At 64.2% G+C, this 15,315-nt stretch carries 15 protein-coding genes; 5 read left to right on the top strand and 10 right to left on the bottom strand.

Going from position 1 to position 15,315, the window contains the following annotated elements; all coding sequences use genetic code 11:
• Window positions 1-40 precede the first annotated feature (40 nt).
• Window positions 41-325, top strand: a complete 285-nt coding sequence (locus ABS761_RS03320; protein WP_350406656.1) for a heavy-metal-associated domain-containing protein — start codon at window positions 41-43, stop codon at window positions 323-325.
• 13 nt (window positions 326-338) lie between these two features.
• Here the strand turns inward: ABS761_RS03320 and ABS761_RS03315 are convergent, their stop codons facing one another.
• Complete coding sequence (locus ABS761_RS03315; protein WP_350406655.1) at window positions 339-1,619, bottom strand: MFS transporter; 1,281 nt, start codon at window positions 1,617-1,619, stop codon at window positions 339-341.
• 242 nt (window positions 1,620-1,861) lie between these two features.
• Here ABS761_RS03315 and ABS761_RS03310 point away from each other — a divergent pair, with 242 nt between their 5' ends.
• Window positions 1,862-2,800, top strand: a complete 939-nt coding sequence (locus ABS761_RS03310) for a DMT family transporter (protein ID WP_350406654.1) — start codon at window positions 1,862-1,864, stop codon at window positions 2,798-2,800.
• 39 nt (window positions 2,801-2,839) lie between these two features.
• On the opposite strand, the gene ABS761_RS03305 is transcribed toward ABS761_RS03310, so the two are convergent.
• The 4 genes from ABS761_RS03305 to ABS761_RS03290 all read right to left on the bottom strand — a co-directional run bounded on the left by ABS761_RS03305 (window position 2,840) and on the right by ABS761_RS03290 (window position 5,881).
• Window positions 2,840-3,961: a 5-methyltetrahydropteroyltriglutamate--homocysteine S-methyltransferase gene (locus ABS761_RS03305; RefSeq protein WP_350406653.1), complete on the bottom strand. Its 1,122-nt coding sequence runs from the start codon at window positions 3,959-3,961 to the stop codon at window positions 2,840-2,842.
• A 166-nt stretch (window positions 3,962-4,127) separates the two neighbouring features.
• Window positions 4,128-4,553, bottom strand: a complete 426-nt coding sequence (locus tag ABS761_RS03300; protein WP_350406652.1) for an organic hydroperoxide resistance protein — start codon at window positions 4,551-4,553, stop codon at window positions 4,128-4,130.
• Window positions 4,554-4,652: 99 nt separating this feature from the next.
• The gene (locus ABS761_RS03295) at window positions 4,653-5,120 is read right to left on the bottom strand and encodes a MarR family winged helix-turn-helix transcriptional regulator (protein ID WP_350406651.1); all 468 of its coding nucleotides are present in this window, start codon (window positions 5,118-5,120) and stop codon (window positions 4,653-4,655) included.
• A 98-nt stretch (window positions 5,121-5,218) separates the two neighbouring features.
• Window positions 5,219-5,881: a GntR family transcriptional regulator gene (locus ABS761_RS03290; protein WP_350406650.1), complete on the bottom strand. Its 663-nt coding sequence runs from the start codon at window positions 5,879-5,881 to the stop codon at window positions 5,219-5,221.
• Window positions 5,882-6,326: 445 nt separating this feature from the next.
• Here ABS761_RS03290 and ABS761_RS03285 point away from each other — a divergent pair, with 445 nt between their 5' ends.
• Both ABS761_RS03285 and ABS761_RS03280 read left to right on the top strand, forming a co-directional pair.
• Window positions 6,327-7,100, top strand: coding sequence for a cyclase family protein (locus ABS761_RS03285; protein ID WP_350406649.1), 774 nt, complete (start codon window positions 6,327-6,329; stop codon window positions 7,098-7,100).
• A gap of 20 nt (window positions 7,101-7,120) precedes the next feature.
• Window positions 7,121-8,548 carry an amidase gene (locus ABS761_RS03280; protein ID WP_350406648.1) on the top strand — a complete coding sequence of 476 codons (1,428 nt, stop codon included), beginning with the start codon at window positions 7,121-7,123 and terminating at the stop codon, window positions 8,546-8,548.
• 58 nt (window positions 8,549-8,606) lie between these two features.
• Here the strand turns inward: ABS761_RS03280 and ABS761_RS03275 are convergent, their stop codons facing one another.
• The 4 genes from ABS761_RS03275 to ABS761_RS03260 form a co-directional block, all read right to left on the bottom strand.
• Window positions 8,607-9,335, bottom strand: a complete 729-nt coding sequence (locus ABS761_RS03275) for a maleate cis-trans isomerase family protein (protein ID WP_350406647.1) — start codon at window positions 9,333-9,335, stop codon at window positions 8,607-8,609.
• A gap of 65 nt (window positions 9,336-9,400) precedes the next feature.
• A complete protein-coding gene (locus ABS761_RS03270) occupies window positions 9,401-10,702 on the bottom strand; it encodes a TRAP transporter large permease (RefSeq protein ID WP_350406646.1) in 1,302 nt (433 codons plus the stop codon).
• Complete coding sequence (locus ABS761_RS03265; RefSeq protein ID WP_350406645.1) at window positions 10,699-11,331, bottom strand: TRAP transporter small permease subunit; 633 nt, start codon at window positions 11,329-11,331, stop codon at window positions 10,699-10,701. The genes ABS761_RS03270 and ABS761_RS03265 overlap by 4 nt, the downstream gene beginning before the upstream one ends.
• Window positions 11,332-11,352: 21 nt before the next feature.
• A complete protein-coding gene (locus tag ABS761_RS03260) occupies window positions 11,353-12,405 on the bottom strand; it encodes a TRAP transporter substrate-binding protein (RefSeq protein ID WP_350406644.1) in 1,053 nt (350 codons plus the stop codon).
• 416 nt (window positions 12,406-12,821) lie between these two features.
• Here ABS761_RS03260 and hydA point away from each other — a divergent pair, with 416 nt between their 5' ends.
• A complete protein-coding gene (gene hydA / locus ABS761_RS03255) occupies window positions 12,822-14,225 on the top strand; it encodes a dihydropyrimidinase (protein WP_350406643.1) in 1,404 nt (467 codons plus the stop codon).
• 84 nt (window positions 14,226-14,309) lie between these two features.
• On the opposite strand, the gene ABS761_RS03250 is transcribed toward hydA, so the two are convergent.
• Window positions 14,310-15,224, bottom strand: coding sequence for an allantoinase PuuE (locus ABS761_RS03250; protein WP_350406642.1), 915 nt, complete (start codon window positions 15,222-15,224; stop codon window positions 14,310-14,312).
• Between the last annotated feature and the right edge of the window lie 91 nt (window positions 15,225-15,315).

Genomic DNA, 15,315 nt, shown 5'->3' with positions numbered 1-15,315 from the left:
CTGCCCGACTTGTGGGCTTTCCAGACCCCCCGAGGAACTCATGCAAAGCGAAGCCATCACCCGCACCCGACAGGACACCGAGATCATCCGCATCGAAGGCCTCCAAGGCCCGGCCTGCGCCGACAAACTGGACGCCGCGCTATCCGCCCTCAAGGGAGTGACCAGCGTTTCAGTGTCGCTGGACACCGAAAAGGCCACCGTCGCCTTCGACCCGGAACAGGTCTCGAAACAGCGCCTGCGGGTCGCCGTCGAGGACGCCGGCTACCACGCCCTCAAACCGGTGCACGGCGAGGACGGCAACTGCTGCGGCGGCTGCGGCGGCTAAAGCCCGCGTGCGCTCAAGCCGGGGCGTGCCCCTCGCGCAGCTCCGAGCCCGCGCGGGGCGCGCCACGGAACGAATAGTGCATGAACACCAGCGACACGCACACCGAGCCATACAAGAGCATGAAGGCGCTGGAATAGATGCCGGTGAGATCCAGCAGGGCGCCGAACATGATCGGCAGCACAAAACCGCCCAGGCCGCCGGCCAGGCCCACCATCCCGGACACCGCGCCGATGTTTTCGGCGTAATCATCGCTGATGAACTTGAACACCGAAGCCTTGCCGATGGCCATGGCGACGCCCACGACGAACAGCAGCGCGGTGAACGCCCACGCGTTCAGCCCGATGGACAGCGTCACCTCGCCGTGCTGGGTCTGGATCGCCATGCGGGTCTGCGGGTAGGACAGGATAAAGAAACACACCCAGCACACCCACATCACCCACCAGGTCACCGTATAGGCGCCGAACCGATCCGAAAACCATCCCCCCAAGGCCCGCAGCAGCCCGCCAGGCAAGGAAAAAATCGTCGCCAGCAGCGCCGCGAGCTTCAGGTCGAAGCCATATTCGGCGACATAGTATTTGGTGGCCCATAGCGCCAAGGCGACATAACCGCCGAACACCACCGAGTAGTACTGACAATAACGCCACACCCGTGGATCCCTCAGCACCCTGAGCTGCTGCGAGAACGGCACGCCCGAGGGGACGCGGTGCGCCGGATCGCTGTGGCTAAACATCCAGAACAACACCGCCGTGCCCAACATCAAGGCCGCATAGGCTTGGGGCAGCATGGCCCAGCCAAAGGCGCCGATGATCGCCGGCCCGACGAACATGGTGACCGCCGAGCCCGAGTTCCCCGCCCCGAACACCCCCATGGCAAAACCCCGGCGCGCGGGCGCGAACCAGCGCGCCACATATGGCGTGCCGACCGAGAACGTGCCGCCGGCCAGGCCGACGAACAGCGCCAGCACCAGAAACTGCGTATAGGTCGTCGCATGCGCCATCAGGTACAGCGGCGGCACGCACACCAGCATGACCGCCAGAAAGACGACGCGCCCGCCCAGCCGGTCGGTCAGGAAGCCCAGCGGCACGCGCACCAGCGAGCCCGTCAGGACGGGCGTGGCGATCAACAGGCCGAACTGGGTCTCGTTCAGGTCCAGCTCGGCCTTCAGCGGAATCCCCAGGACCGAGAACATCGTCCAGACGGCGAAGCAGACCGTGAACGCCAGCGTGCTGGAAAACAGGACCCGCAAGGCCCGGCCATTGCCCGGTGCCGACGGCACGGATGAATGCTGCGCCATAAGATCGCCTCCGTTTCTGGGTTGGCCGCAAGGGCGTACTCCAGGATATTAACCATCCCTACAAGAGGGTTTCATGATCTATATCTAATCCCCGCACATCAGCCTTTCACGCCGCCAATGGTCCGAGCCGGACAAGACATTGTCGGAAAAGCGACAGCCTCGTGGAATATCGTGTGATCAGCCCAAGGCCGGGCTTGATTATCGGTTAAGGTGTATCCACAAAGGTTCTTCTCAGCAGCAACATGCCCCCCACGCCTTCCCCACAGACCACGCTCGGCCGATCACCCTTTGCCGGCATCGCCTTGGTTGTGCTGTCGTCCTGGTCGCTATCCACGCTGGATGCCTCAGGCAAATGGATCATGGCCGTCGGCCTACCGCTGACTTTTCTTTGCTGGGTGAGGTTCTTCGTCCACATAGTGCTGGTGCTGGCGCTGATCCGCCCCCGCAGCCTGAGCAAACTGCTGCAGACGCAACGGCCCTATGCGCAAGTGCTGCGGGGCATCGTGATGTTCAGCTCCACCTTCACGTTTTTTTCCGCCCTGAGCTACCTGCCGCAAGCCGAGGCGACCTCGATCAATTTCCTGGCGCCCCTCATCATGCTCGCCTGCGCCCCGTGGCTCCTCGGCGAGCCTCCGCGGCTGTCGCGCTGGCTCGCGGCGCTGGGCGGGTTCATGGGCATACTGGTCATTATCCGGCCCGGCAGCGGCCTGGATCCCATCGGCGTGGCGCTGGGCCTATGCACGGCCCTGCTGTTCGCGACCCAATATCTGTGCACCCGCCGAGTCGCCATCGACAATCCCATGACCACCATGGTCTGGAGCGGCGGTGTGGGGGCGACCTGCATGACCTTGGCACTGCCCTTCACCCTGCCGAACGCTTGGCCGGTGCTGCGGGAATTCGGCGTCCTGGAGTGGTCGGTGCTGCTGAGCACCGGTGTCTGGGGCGCGCTGGGCCACCTCATGCAGATCCAGGCCTATCGCCTGGCCCCGGCCTCGATGCTCGCCCCGTTCATCTACCTGCAAATCGTTGCCGCCGCGGCCCTGGGCTGGATGGTTTGGGGTGATTTCCCCGACGCCCTCACTTGGCTGGGGATCGCCGTGGTCTGCGGCAGCGGCATCGCGATCGGCGCCGTCGAGTGGCGCCGGCGGCCGGCGCCGGTCCCTAAGGCCAAGGTGAGCTGAGGCCCGCTGCCGCCGCGACGGCGGCGCGGACACGGGCATTCAGGCGTCGCCCCAGACCTCGCGGGCGGTCTCGACCACCAGCCGCAGCTTGGCGCGCTGGTCCTCGACAGCCACGTTGTTGCCGTGCACCGTGCTCGAGAACCCGCATTGCGGCGAGAGGGCCAACTGCTCGAGAGGCGCGTATTTGGCCGCCTCGTCGATACGGCGCTTGAGCTCGTCCTTGGATTCGAGGGCGCCGAACTTGGTGGTGACCAGGCCCAGCACCACGATCTTGTTGGCCGGCAAAAAGCGCAGAGGCCGGAAATCCCCGCTGCGATCGTCGTCGTACTCCATGAAATACGCATCCAGGTGCATTTCCGACAGCAGCGCCTCAGCCACCGGCTCGTAGTTGCCCTCGGCCGCATACGTGCTCTTGAAATTGCCGCGACACAGGTGCATGGCCAGCACCATGCCCTCGGGCTTGCGCGCCACCACGCGGTTGATGAACTTGGCATAGCGGTGCGGCAGTTCGTTCGGATCGTCGCCGCGCGCCTTGGCCGCCTCGCGCATGCGTCCATCGCACAGATACGCCAAGTTGGTATCGTCCATCTGCACATAGCGGCAGCCAGCGTCGAACAGGCTGCGCAGCTCCTGGCCATATGCGTCGGCCACGTCCTCGTAGAAATCAGGCTCGAGCTCGGGATAGGCCACGGCGTCGATGCCGGCGCGTCCGCCCCGGAAATGCAGCATGGTGGGTGAGGGAATAGTGACCTTGGGCGTATGACCCGCCGAGACCTGGCTCGCCAGGTATTCGAAATCGGCGCGCTGGATGTCGCGCGCGTGGCGCACCTTGCCAGTCACGCGGATCGTCGGCGGAGCGAGATGTTCTTTGCCGTCCGCCCCCGTCACCACGCCGGGGGCATCGGTTGCCACGCCGTCGAGCTGCTCCAGGAAATCGAGATGGAAATAGGTGCGTCGGAACTCGCCGTCCGTCACGGATTTCAGGCCGATGTCCTCTTGGAAGCGGACGACTTCGGCAATGGCGCGGTCCTCGACCGCACGCAGGGCGGCGGCATCGATCTCACCCTTGGCGCGGCGCTCCCGCGCCTCCAGCAGATAGACGGGCCGCAAAAAGCTGCCGACGTGGTCGGCGCGAAACGGCGGAATGGTGCGTGTGGACATTCAGGTCTCCTTATGAGGGCATTCAGTCTACTGAAGAACGATCCCCGAATTCTCCGTCAAGCGCCGGCCGCTGACAAGGACGGCGTGGCGAATCCATGACCGCCGCCGGAAATGGCCCGGCCGGGCAAGCCGCGAGGGCGGCCGCCCGGCCAGGGATCCCGCTGGGTCACACCACCGTCAAGGTCACATCGATGTTGCCGCGCGTCGCATTCGAGTAGGGGCAGACGACGTGCGCCTTTTGCACCAGGCCCTCGAGGGTCTTGCGGTCGACGCCGGGCGCCGAGATCTTGAGCTCCACCCGGATGCCGAAGCCCGTCGGGATTGGCCCGATGCCCACGGCGCCATCAATGCTGGTGTCGGTCGGCAGAGTGACCTTTTCCTGCCCGGCGACGAGCTTCAGCGCCCCCAGAAAGCACGCGGAATAGCCAACCGCGAACAACTGCTCGGGATTCGTGCCGGCGCCGCCGGCGCCGCCCAGCTCCTTGGGCGTGGAAAGCGTGACGGTCAGGCGGCCGTCCGAGGATTTCGCGCTGCCTTCGCGGCCTCCGGTGGCCTTGGCATGCGCGGTGTAGAGGACATTTTCAACTGTCATGGGGTTCTCCTTGTGGTGCGGGTTGAGGACACTGCCCGCACCACACCACGGCAATGTCCCAGGCCGAGCGCCTCGCCACCGGTCGCGGCGGCGGGGCAATCACTCCGGCCGCATCAAATTCAAGCGCAGGGCCTCGAGCCCGGCCTTCAAGCCTTGCAGGTGCTCGGGCGCGCATCCTGTCGCGCAGATCACACCCTGGGGCACGGCCAGCGCCCGGGCGCGCAATGCGCGCCCGGCCTCGGTCAGGCGCAGCAGGACGCGGCGCTCGTCCTCGGGGCAACGCTCGCGCGCCACCAACCCCGATGCCTGCAAACGCTTGAGCAGCGGCGTCAAGGTGGCCGAATCCAGGTATAGGCGCTCGCCAAGCTGGGAAACCGACAGGCCATCTGCCTCCCAGAGCACCAGCATCACCAGATACTGCGGATACGTCAGGCCCAGATCGGACAGGAAGCGGCGATACACCTTGCCCATCGCCAAATGAGTGGAATAAAGGGCAAAACAGAGCTGGGCGTCCAGGGCGAGGAGCGCATCGGATGCCGTGCGGAGGTCTTGGGTCTGCGAGCTCATGGCCTGCATTGTAAATTGCACACTATTAAATAGTAAACTATTTATTTGGGCCCTGCGGAGCCCACCTGGCAACCCGTGCCGTGAGCCCCGGTCGGTGTTCAGTCCGCGAAAATCGTCTCGAAATCCGGTGCAGCCTGGAGCTCGCCGTCCAGGTCGAGCGTGTGCTCGATGTGCAGGAGATGGTTGAGCATGTGCTGGCTGGCGCCCTCCGCGTCGCCGGCCTCGATCAGGTCGACGAGGTCCGTGTGCTCGCTCTGTGGGCAGGCGGGCGCGGTCGGCTTGTCGTACAGCGTGATGATCAGGCAGGTCAGGGAGGTCAACTCGCGGATCACGCGCTTGAGGATACCGCTGGACACCATATCGACCAGATGGATGTGGAACTCGCCCGACAGCCGGATGATGCTGCGCAGGTCATCCCTCTGGCGGGCGGCCTGTTCCTGGGCAATATGGGCGCGCAGCACCGTAATGTCCCCAGGAGTCGCCTGGCGGCACAGTTTGGCCACCAGCGACGGCTCGAGCAGACGGCGGGTCTCGAACATTTCGCGCGCCTCGTCGACCGACGGCCGGGCAACGTAGGCCCCGCGGTTCGGGATCAGCGTGACCACCCGCTCGTGGGCGAGGCGCGCCAGTACTTGCCGGATCTTGGTCCGGCTGACACCGGTGACCTCGGCCAGCCGTTCCTCGGCCAGCTTGGCACCCGGCAGTAGCCGCCGCTCGAGGATGCCGGTCTGGATGCGCTGGTAGATCGCCTCGCTATCCATTCCGGGTTTCGCCGCCTTCTGCCGAGGGGCCTTTTTCACACTATGTGGGAGCATATTGATGATCGCGATGAGTCTCGAATTGGCGGGATGGTGTGCCGTGCCACCCAAATTGTACGGCTATTTCGAGGGTTTTGCTCAATAGTTGTACACAATCAATCCATTTTCTATAAGACAACCATCCTAGCCACCTCCCCCTTCCAGCCGTTCATCGGGTTCCCGGGAGGTCCCGCCCGATCCTGGCCTCCCACGACAGCGCCCGCAAGCGGCGGCGCGCCCTTCCCCCATGTCACCAGGCTTTGACAAGGATAAAACAAGGCAGTATTCTACTTGTATGCAAAACAATATGTGATTGGAGACAATAAGGCTGAAACTACCTCTGGCTAGCCAGAATCCAGCCTATCTGCCAATCGTTGTCCGAGCCCGTCACACGCCACAGGAGACCGATATGTCTGAAGGCAAGAAATTACGCTTGGTGGATTTGAGCCTGCCCATTCGCAACGCCTCCTTCGATACGCAAGAGCAGCATATCGAATACACCGACCATATCGAAATGGGCCGACTGCGCGCCAAGGCCTACGGGATCCAGCCCGACGACCTGCCCCTGCCCGGGGTGCATGCCGCCATGGAGCGCGTCACGCTCTCGACACACGCCGGCACCCACATGGACGCGCCGATCCACTACGGCCCCACCTCCGAGGGCAAGCCGGCCAAGACCATCGACCAGATTCCCCTGGAATGGTGCTACGGCGACGGCGTCGTGCTGGATTTCTCGTGGATGGAGGCGGGCCGGGTCATCGGGGTGGACGACCTGAAGGACGCACTGAAAAAGATCGACTACCAGCTCAAGCCCGGCGACATCGTCCTGATCCGCACCGACCGGTGGCTCGATTTCGACAAGGTGGACTGGGTGATGCGCCACCCGGGCATGGGCCGCGAATCGACGCTGTGGCTCATCGAGCAGGGCATCCGCATGATGGGCACGGACGGCTGGGGCTGGGACATCCCCATCCCGACCATGGCCGAGGCCCTCAAGAACGGCGACAAGGCCGCGTTCTTCCCCGGGCACTACGCCGGACGCGACAAGGAATATTGCCACGTCGAGAAAATGGCCCGCTTGAACGAGCTGCCCGCGCATGGCTTCAAGATCGGGGTTTTTCCAATCCTGATCGAGCGCGCCTCGGGCGGCTGGTGCCGTCCCGTGGCCTTCGTCGAGGAATGAGGCACGCACCGGACAAGGGCATGCCCATCGACGACATCACCCTCGACGGGGACGGGCTCTGCCGCATCGACGCCACGGCCCTGGCCGCGGCCATTCGCGAGCGGCGGATCCGCTCGCGCGACCTGGTCGACGCCTGCCTGACCCGGATCGAGCACCGCGACGAGCGGCTGCAGGCCTTCATCACTGTCTGCGACGAGCAGGCCCGGGCGCAGGCGGACGCCGCCGACCGGGCCCTGGCGCGCGGCGACACCCTCGGCCCCCTGCATGGCATCCCGGTGGCCGTCAAGGACAATACCGCGACCGCCGGAATTCGCACGACCTACGGTTCGCGTATCCGCGCGGACCACGTGCCCGAGGCGGACGATCTGGCCGTCGCCCGTCTCAAGCAGGCCGGCGCCATCATCCTGGGTAAAACCAACACGCCCGAGTTCGCCTGCGGCGCGGTCTGCACCAACGCGCTGCGCGGCCCGACGGCCAACCCCTGGAACCTGGACTACTCCAGCGGCGGCTCCAGCGGCGGCTCGGCCGCGGCCGTCGCCGACGGCATGGTCCCGCTCGCCCAAGGCACCGACCTCGGCGGCTCCGTCCGCACGCCCGCAAGTTTTTGCGGCATCGTGGGCTTGAGGCCCACACCAGGCCGCATCCCGGGCGTCCCCAAGGCCCTTCCGTGGAACGGGCTCAGCACCCACGGCCTCCTGACGCGCACGGTGCGCGATGCGGCCCTCATGTTCGATGCCCTGTCCGGCCCCGACCCCCGTGACCCACTCTCCGCCGGCGGGCCGGCGGACGGCGAGGCGCCGGTCCGCGGCCTGCGAATCGCCTACTGCGCGGACATGGGTTTCGCGACTATCCATTCCGAAGTGCGCCGGGTCTTCGACGACGCCATCGAGCGCATGCGTGCCCTGGGGCTGGCCCTGTCCGCCGGCGCACCCGACACCAGCGATGCGCAGAGGGCCTTCGAGACCGTGCGGGCGGCCAACCTGCATTTCTCATTCGCCGACCTGTGCCGCGAACATCGCGCGCTGTGCACGCCGTCCTTCGCATGGAACGTGGAGCGCGGCGCGAGCATCAGCGCGCACGAACTGCTGCGCGCCGAGGCCGCGCGTGGCAGGGTCTACCAGTCCTTTGTGCGATTCTTCGAGGACCACGACGTGCTCGCCGCGGTCAGCGCCTCGGTGCCGCCCTTTTTGAACTCGCAAGAGGACGTGCTCGAGATCGAGGGCACCCCGATGGCCAACATCATCGACTACCTGCGGGTCACCTACCTGATCTCACTGGTCGGCTTCCCCTCGATATCGATTCCCTGCGGCTTCACCCGGGACGGCCTGCCGATCGGTCTGCAATTGATCGCCCGGCCCCGTCACGAAGGCATGCTGCTGGCGCTGGCCGCCGAGCTCGAGCAACACGGCTTCGCCTACCAGGTCCCCGCCACCAGCGCGGGCCTCTGAGGCCACGACCAGGGCGCACGCCGACGCCGGGCTCGTCCCCAGGCTGGCGCCCGCGCGCTCAGGACACCTTCTGAAAGAGGCTGCCCCACCCCTTGACCGCACGCACATCGAAGCCGGCCATCAGCAGCGACTTCCAGACGACCGTGGACACCGAGTCATACAGCGGAATTCCGGTTTCCTCCTCGATGCGCGCCGCGAGCTGCGCGCCCTTCAGGTTCGTGCACATGACCGTCATGGCGTCAGGACGCTGCGCCGCCACCTCGCCGGCCATCTCGAGGATCTGCGCCTCGGTGACCTCGGCGAACGAATAATTGACGTGCAGGCCCAGGTGACGCTCGGCCGGGATCCGGATCCCGGCACGCCCGTAGTTCTCGATAATCTTGTCCTGGACGGACTTCAGGTAGGGGCTGATCAGGCCCAGGGTCTCGACGCCGGTCTTGTGCAGGATCTCGTTCAAGGCCAGCACCGACGTGGTCGCGGGAATGCCGGTGGCCTCGGTGATGCGCCGGCAGAGCTTTTCGTCGGCATCGAAGCCCAGCCAGCTCGCCGCCGTGCCGCTCCAGCCGATCACATCGACCCGCGCATCGGCCAGCAGCTTGGCGGCCTCGAGAACCTTGGTATCGTCGAACTGCCCGAGGGCGCGATCCTCGAGCGAGATCTCGGTGACCGTGAAGCGCGAGAAATGCGCCGACACCCCGGGCAGTTCGCTGACGATGGCGCTGGTCAGCGGCTCGAGCGAGGTATTGGACGAGGGCGTCAACATGCCCAGCAAAATGCGTTTACTCATGACGAATGACCTTTAAACAATGGCGTTGCGCGCTCACGCGCGCAACGTTTCGCCCCGGGGCGGTCCTATGAAATCTTGCTCGGCAACCACAAAGCGATGCCGGGGAAATAGATAATCAGCGCAGTCAGCACCAGCATGACCAGCACAAACGGCATGGCGCCACGGATGACGTCAATGACCGAGCCCCCGCCGCGGATGCCCTGCACGACATACAGGTTCATCCCCACGGGCGGCGTGATCAGGGACAGCTCCATCATAATGACGAGAAAGATCCCGAACCAGACCGGGTCATAGCCCAGGGACACGACCAGCGGCACGATCACCGGCACCGTCGCGATCATCATCGACAGGGTCTCGAGGAAACAACCCAGGATCAGGTAGAAGATCACCAGGATCCAGATGGTCTCCAGCGGCGAGGTGCCCAGTTCGGCCACATAGGCCGACACGGTCTGGGGCACGCCCAGCATCCCGATCACATAGTTCAGGAAAAAGGCCGCGACAATGATCAGCAGCACCATGGCGGTGGTGCGCATGGTCGCGAGGAACGCTTCGTGCAGCATCTGGATGGTCAGCTTGCGGTACCAGGCCGCGACCAGCATCGACATCACCACGCCCAGCGCCGCCGCCTCGGTCGGCGTGGCCCAGCCCAGGTAGATGCCGCCCATGACGACAAAGAACACGAGCCCGGGGGGAATAAAGCCCGCCAGGTTGCGCAGCTTCTCGCGCATCGGCTGCGGCGGCTCCTTGTCGCCGGCCAGCGAAGGCTTGATCACGCACATCACCAAGATCAGCAGCATGAACAGTCCCGCCAACAGCAGACCGGGCACGATCCCGGCGATGAACAGCTTGCCGATCGAGGTATTGGTGATGGCGCCGTAGACGATCATGTTGATGCTGGGCGGAATCAGGATGCCCAGAGTGCCGCCGGCGGCCACGGAGCCCAGCACCAGTCGCTCGTCGTAGTGGCGCGCCTTCATGGCCGGCAACGCAACCGTGCCCATGGTGGCCGCGGTCGCGACCGACGACCCCGAGATGGCGGCAAAGATCGAGCACGCCCCGATGTTGGAGTGCAGCAGCCCCCCCGGCAAGGGGGCCAGCCAATCGGACAAGGCCCGGTACATCCGGTCGGTCACACCGGCGCGCACCAAGATTTCCCCGAGCAGGATGAACAAGGGAATACACGTCAAAATGAAGTCGTTGAGCACGCCCCACATCGTGTTGCCGAAAGACAGGAGCGTGGGCAGGCCCAGGTAAGCCAGGGCGCCCAAGGCGGCGGTCAGAAACAGGGACGCGGCGATGCTGATGCCCGTGAGCATCAATGCGAGCATCAATAGAAAGCCGATGACGGCGCTGCTGAATTCGATCATCGCGTTTCTCCGGAAAGGGACGCGGGCGGCGCCGGCTGATGGTCGTCAAGGCCCTCGACGTCCATCCGCTCGCGTTCGATCTCCTCTGCGAGGGTCTGGGGGCCGTAGAGTTGCAGCGAGCGGCGCGACTGGCCACGCAGGACCAGCCACAGCGCATGGATCAGCAACATCAACGAGACCACCCCGAAGAGCGCCAGCCCCGCCACCCAGATGGATTGCGGTATCCACTGCGGCGTGTGCAGCGGCGTACTGGCGACGCTGCCGAACTCGATGCTCTCCATCAGCGTGCCCCAGCCGCGCCAGGCGATGAAGCCCGCGAACAGGAACAAACCGCCCATGGCCATCAGATTGGCGGCCACGCGCACCGGCGTGGGCATCCACTGATAAAAGACATCGATCCGAGTGTGCGCATGCTGCAGCAAGGCGTAAGTGAAGCCGAAGGCCGCCATGGCGGCCACGATGTAGCCGCCGATCTCATCTGCGCCGACCGACGAGGTGTTGAACAGCTTGCGCATGATCACGTCATACGTGATCAGCACCGACAGAAAGAGCAGCGCGTACCCCGAAAGGATCGCCGCCCCGCGCGCCACGGGCGCGCACGCCCGGGCGACAGGATTATGTCTGACCATGGGAACTCTCCTGCATGGACGTCACTTGGCGGTGATCTCGTAGCCCATGGCCTTGCCGACCGTCGCATTCCAGCGCGCGGCACAGTCCGGGATGACAGCATTGCAGCTCTTGCCCCACTCGGGCAGCACCTTATCGCTGACGACGGCCTTGAGGCGCGCTTGCTCGGCCGCGGAAATCGTGCCCAGCGTCATTGTGTACTTCGTGTGCTCCTTGCACGAGTCCTTGCCGGTATTGCAGGCGGTGGCGTCATCGTCGATATTGGCGGCGAGGGCCCACATATCGTCTTCCATCTTATTGAACGCGGCCGTCAGTTTTTCCTGCTGTTCGGGGGAAAACTGCTTCCAGGTGTCCAGGTTGATGAAATGGCCCTGCATCGCGCTGGACACCGCCATCGGCAGCAGATAATTGGTCACCTCGGGCCACTTGCCGCCATTGCCCGCCGAGGACGCCGTCACGCCGCAGTCCACCACACCGCGCTGCAAGGCGAGATAGACTTCGCCGTACTGCAGGGTGACCGGCGAGCCGCCCAAACCCTCGATCATGGTTGCCATCGAGGTCGTGAAGGTGCGCACCTTGGTGCCCTTGAAATCGTCCATGCTGGCGATTTCCTTTTTGCAGAACATGATCTGCGGGCCAAAGGGCCAGAGGGTCATGACCTTGGAGTTGAACTTGGACTGGACCTCGCGATCGAACGCCTCTCGCATCGCGGCCACCACCTTGCGCTGGTCGACGAGGTTCGTGGCGACGCCGGCGATATCGATCCCCTCGAGGAATGGATCATCGCGCGCCACCAGCCCGATCTGCACCGAAGCCACGTCAAAGGCGCCCGATTTCAGCAGGCGCAGCGCGTCGGCCGCCTTGACGTTGACCAGATCCATGGGGCTGTAGCCCACTTTCGACGAGATCCCGGTTTCCTTGGCCAACCCCGTAAAGAAGGGCTGCTCGACCAGTTCGACCTGTTTCTTGTTGCCTGTGAAGTTGCCCAGCACCTTGAGGGTCTCGGGATCGGCCCATGCGGCCGTGGACGTGACGCAAACGAAGGCGAGCGCCGTAGCCTGGAATAGCCGTTTCATGTTTGTCTCCTTTACCTAATTGGCTCATGGATGAGTTGTGACTTTGGCATCACCGGTGGCCCGAGGGCCGGCAAGCGACGCGCCGCCATCTTTTGGTGACTAAAGCATATCTAAGTTGTGTACAATAAGTCAAAGAATTTTCGTGAAAAAACAGCATAAATTTCTTTATTCCCTATTTTTCACCTTTTCAGATCACATGGAAAGATCATTAATAAATAGTATATCTATCTGATAGATATACATAAAATACTAAATTTACTAAAATTCCCGCCGCACGGAAAGTTGTCTTGATTAGTGTAAACACTTATGTAGACAATAAATCCAAGGCAATATCATGATCGGGTTGAATGCCGGGGCCGGTGGGCCCTCCGCCTACCTCCACGGCCCGCGGCCGGCACATGCCTCCAGGAGTATCCATGGCCTCCACTTTCGATTTGCTCATCACGAACGCCGACGTCGTCACCGCCTCCGACCGCTTCGTGTCCGATATCGGCATACGCGACGGCAAGATCGCCGCGCTCGGCCACAACCTCGGCGAGGCCGCCCAGACCGTGGATGCGAGCGGCCTGCTGACGCTGCCCGGCGGCGTCGACGGACACTGCCACCTGGACCAGCCCATGGAGTTCGGACTGCGCATGGCCGACGATTTCGCCAGCGGGTCGCGCTCGGCGGCCTGCGGCGGCACCACGACAATCATCCCTTTTGCCGCCCAGATGAAGGGCCAATCGCTGCGGGCGGCCGTCGAGGACTATCACCGCCGCGCCGCGGGCAAATCCTGCGTGGACTACGCCTTCCACATGATCGTCTCGGACCCGACCCCGCAGGTCCTGAACGAAGAGCTGCCCGCGCTGATCCGCGAGGGCTACACCTCATTCAAGGTCTACATGACCTATGACGACCTGAAGCTCAACGACCGGCAGATCCTCGAGGTGCTCGACGTTGCGCGCCGCGCCGGTGCCCTGGTCATGGTGCACGCCGAAAACTCGGACTGCATCTCATGGCTGACCGACCGCCTGGTCGGCGACGGCAAGGTTGCGCCCAAATACCATGCCGTATCCCGCCCGCAGGCGGTCGAGCGCGAGGCCACGCACCGCGCGATCACCTTCTCGGAACTGGTCGACGTGCCCATCCTGATCGTGCACGTCTCGGGCAGCGAGGCCATCGAGCAGATCCGCTGGGCCCACGGACGCGGCCAGCGCATCTACGCTGAAACCTGCCCCCAATACCTGTACCTCACCGCCGAGGATCTGGGGCACGACGGCTACGAGGGCGCCAAGTGCGTGTGCAGTCCACCGCCGCGCGACGCGCAGAACCAGGATGCCGTCTGGCGCGCGCTCGCCCACAACGTGTTTTCCGTCTTCTCGTCGGACCATGCGCCGTTCTCCTACGACGATCCGCAAGGCAAGAAGCTCAACGGCAAGGAGCAAAAGTTCCAGTACATCCCCAATGGCATTCCCGGCCTCGAAACGCGCCTGCCGCTGCTGTTCTCGGGCGGCGTGGCGACGGGGCGCATCAGCCTGCACCAGTTTGTCGCCCTGACCGCCACCCAGCCCGCCAAACTCTACGGGCTCTATCCGCGCAAAGGCTCGATCATGATCGGCGCCGACGCCGACATCGCCCTGTGGGATCCCGGCCTCGAGGTCCAGATCCGCAACGAGCGCCTGCACCACAATGTCGACTACACACCCTACGAGGGCCGCACGGTCACCGGCTGGCCGGTCATGACCTTTTCACGCGGCCGGCTCCTCAGCAAAGCCTTCGAATTCACGGGCCAGGCGGGCATGGGGGAATTCATGCCCTGCGGTACACCCATCATCTGAGGGGGCCGTCGAGGGTCGCGGCGATCTGGCGGCACAGCACCGCTGTGATGTCTTTGCTCGAGTTCGGGTTCAGGAACAACGTCCTCATGGCGCCTCCACGGCCGGCGGATACTGCGCACGCCAGAATTCCGCGATATCCCGCCTGCGGCAGAACCAGACCTCGGGCAGCGCCACCGCCTCGAGCAGGAACTCGCGCAGGGCCTCGGCGCGCGCGGGCCTCCCTGCCAGGCGCAAATGCAGGCCGATCGACATCATCTTGGCCCCACGCACAGTCTCGCGGCGCAGGCCATCGAGCGCCCGCCGTAGATGGCTCGTGAAATCGTCCGGCGTATTAAAACCGGGCGCCGACGCAAAACGCATGTCGTTGCAATCAAAGCTGTAGGGCACCACCAGGTGCGGCATCCCATTGACCCTCACCCAGTAGGGCAAATCGTCGTTGTAGGCATCCGAGTCGTACATCAGACCGTTGCTCTGCACCAAACGGCGCGTGTTCAACCCAATTCGTCCCGTGTACCAGCCCACCGGCCGCTCACCACACAGGGCCTCGATCACATCCAGGGACTCGACGATGTGTGCGTTCTCGGTCTCGGGATCGATCAACTCATAATCGATCCAGCGCTTGCCGTGGGACACCACCTCATGGCCGGCCGCCACGATCGCACGCGCCGCCTCCGGATTCTTTTCCAGGGCGCTGGAGATCGCGAAATACGTCGCCGGGATCCCGCACTCCTCGAGAATGTCCAGAATGCGCCAATGCCCCACCCGGCTGCCGTATTCGTAGTGCGACTCCATCACCAGGTTGCGCCGCCCGGGACGCGGCGGCGTACCCGGCATATCGCTGTTCAGAGTCTCGGAACACGCATCCCCTTCGAGGATGCAGCTCTCGCCGCCTTCCTCATAATTGACCACCACGCTGACCGCCAGGCGGCGGCCGCCCGGCCAAGTGAACACTGGAGGCCGGCGCCCGTACCCCACATAATCCCGCTGCGGTTCGATCACGATTCCCCTGATTGATAAAAGCAATTGCTGAAAGTGTGCGAAACAAATGTAATTATGTGCACACTAACGGGATGTGTCCAGAGTCATGGAC

The organism is Castellaniella sp. GW247-6E4 (genome assembly GCF_040276065.1).
Lineage (GTDB): Bacteria > Pseudomonadota > Gammaproteobacteria > Burkholderiales > Burkholderiaceae_B > Castellaniella.
This window is presented reverse-complemented; position numbering and strand designations above follow the sequence as displayed.

Excerpts from the sequence above, each read along its gene's own strand:
- ABS761_RS03320 (WP_350406656.1), top strand. The coding sequence starts at position 41 with ATGCAAAGCGAAGCCATCACCCGCACCCGACAGGACACCGAGATCATC.
- ABS761_RS03315 (WP_350406655.1), bottom strand. The coding sequence starts at position 1,619 with ATGGCGCAGCATTCATCCGTGCCGTCGGCACCGGGCAATGGCCGGGCC.
- ABS761_RS03310 (WP_350406654.1), top strand. The coding sequence starts at position 1,862 with ATGCCCCCCACGCCTTCCCCACAGACCACGCTCGGCCGATCACCCTTT.
- ABS761_RS03305 (WP_350406653.1), bottom strand. The coding sequence starts at position 3,961 with ATGTCCACACGCACCATTCCGCCGTTTCGCGCCGACCACGTCGGCAGC.
- ABS761_RS03300 (WP_350406652.1), bottom strand. The coding sequence starts at position 4,553 with ATGACAGTTGAAAATGTCCTCTACACCGCGCATGCCAAGGCCACCGGA.
- ABS761_RS03295 (WP_350406651.1), bottom strand. The coding sequence starts at position 5,120 with ATGAGCTCGCAGACCCAAGACCTCCGCACGGCATCCGATGCGCTCCTC.
- ABS761_RS03290 (WP_350406650.1), bottom strand. The coding sequence starts at position 5,881 with ATGGATAGCGAGGCGATCTACCAGCGCATCCAGACCGGCATCCTCGAG.
- ABS761_RS03285 (WP_350406649.1), top strand. The coding sequence starts at position 6,327 with ATGTCTGAAGGCAAGAAATTACGCTTGGTGGATTTGAGCCTGCCCATT.
- ABS761_RS03280 (WP_350406648.1), top strand. The coding sequence starts at position 7,121 with ATGCCCATCGACGACATCACCCTCGACGGGGACGGGCTCTGCCGCATC.
- ABS761_RS03275 (WP_350406647.1), bottom strand. The coding sequence starts at position 9,335 with ATGAGTAAACGCATTTTGCTGGGCATGTTGACGCCCTCGTCCAATACC.
- ABS761_RS03270 (WP_350406646.1), bottom strand. The coding sequence starts at position 10,702 with ATGATCGAATTCAGCAGCGCCGTCATCGGCTTTCTATTGATGCTCGCA.
- ABS761_RS03265 (WP_350406645.1), bottom strand. The coding sequence starts at position 11,331 with ATGGTCAGACATAATCCTGTCGCCCGGGCGTGCGCGCCCGTGGCGCGC.
- ABS761_RS03260 (WP_350406644.1), bottom strand. The coding sequence starts at position 12,405 with ATGAAACGGCTATTCCAGGCTACGGCGCTCGCCTTCGTTTGCGTCACG.
- hydA (WP_350406643.1), top strand. The coding sequence starts at position 12,822 with ATGGCCTCCACTTTCGATTTGCTCATCACGAACGCCGACGTCGTCACC.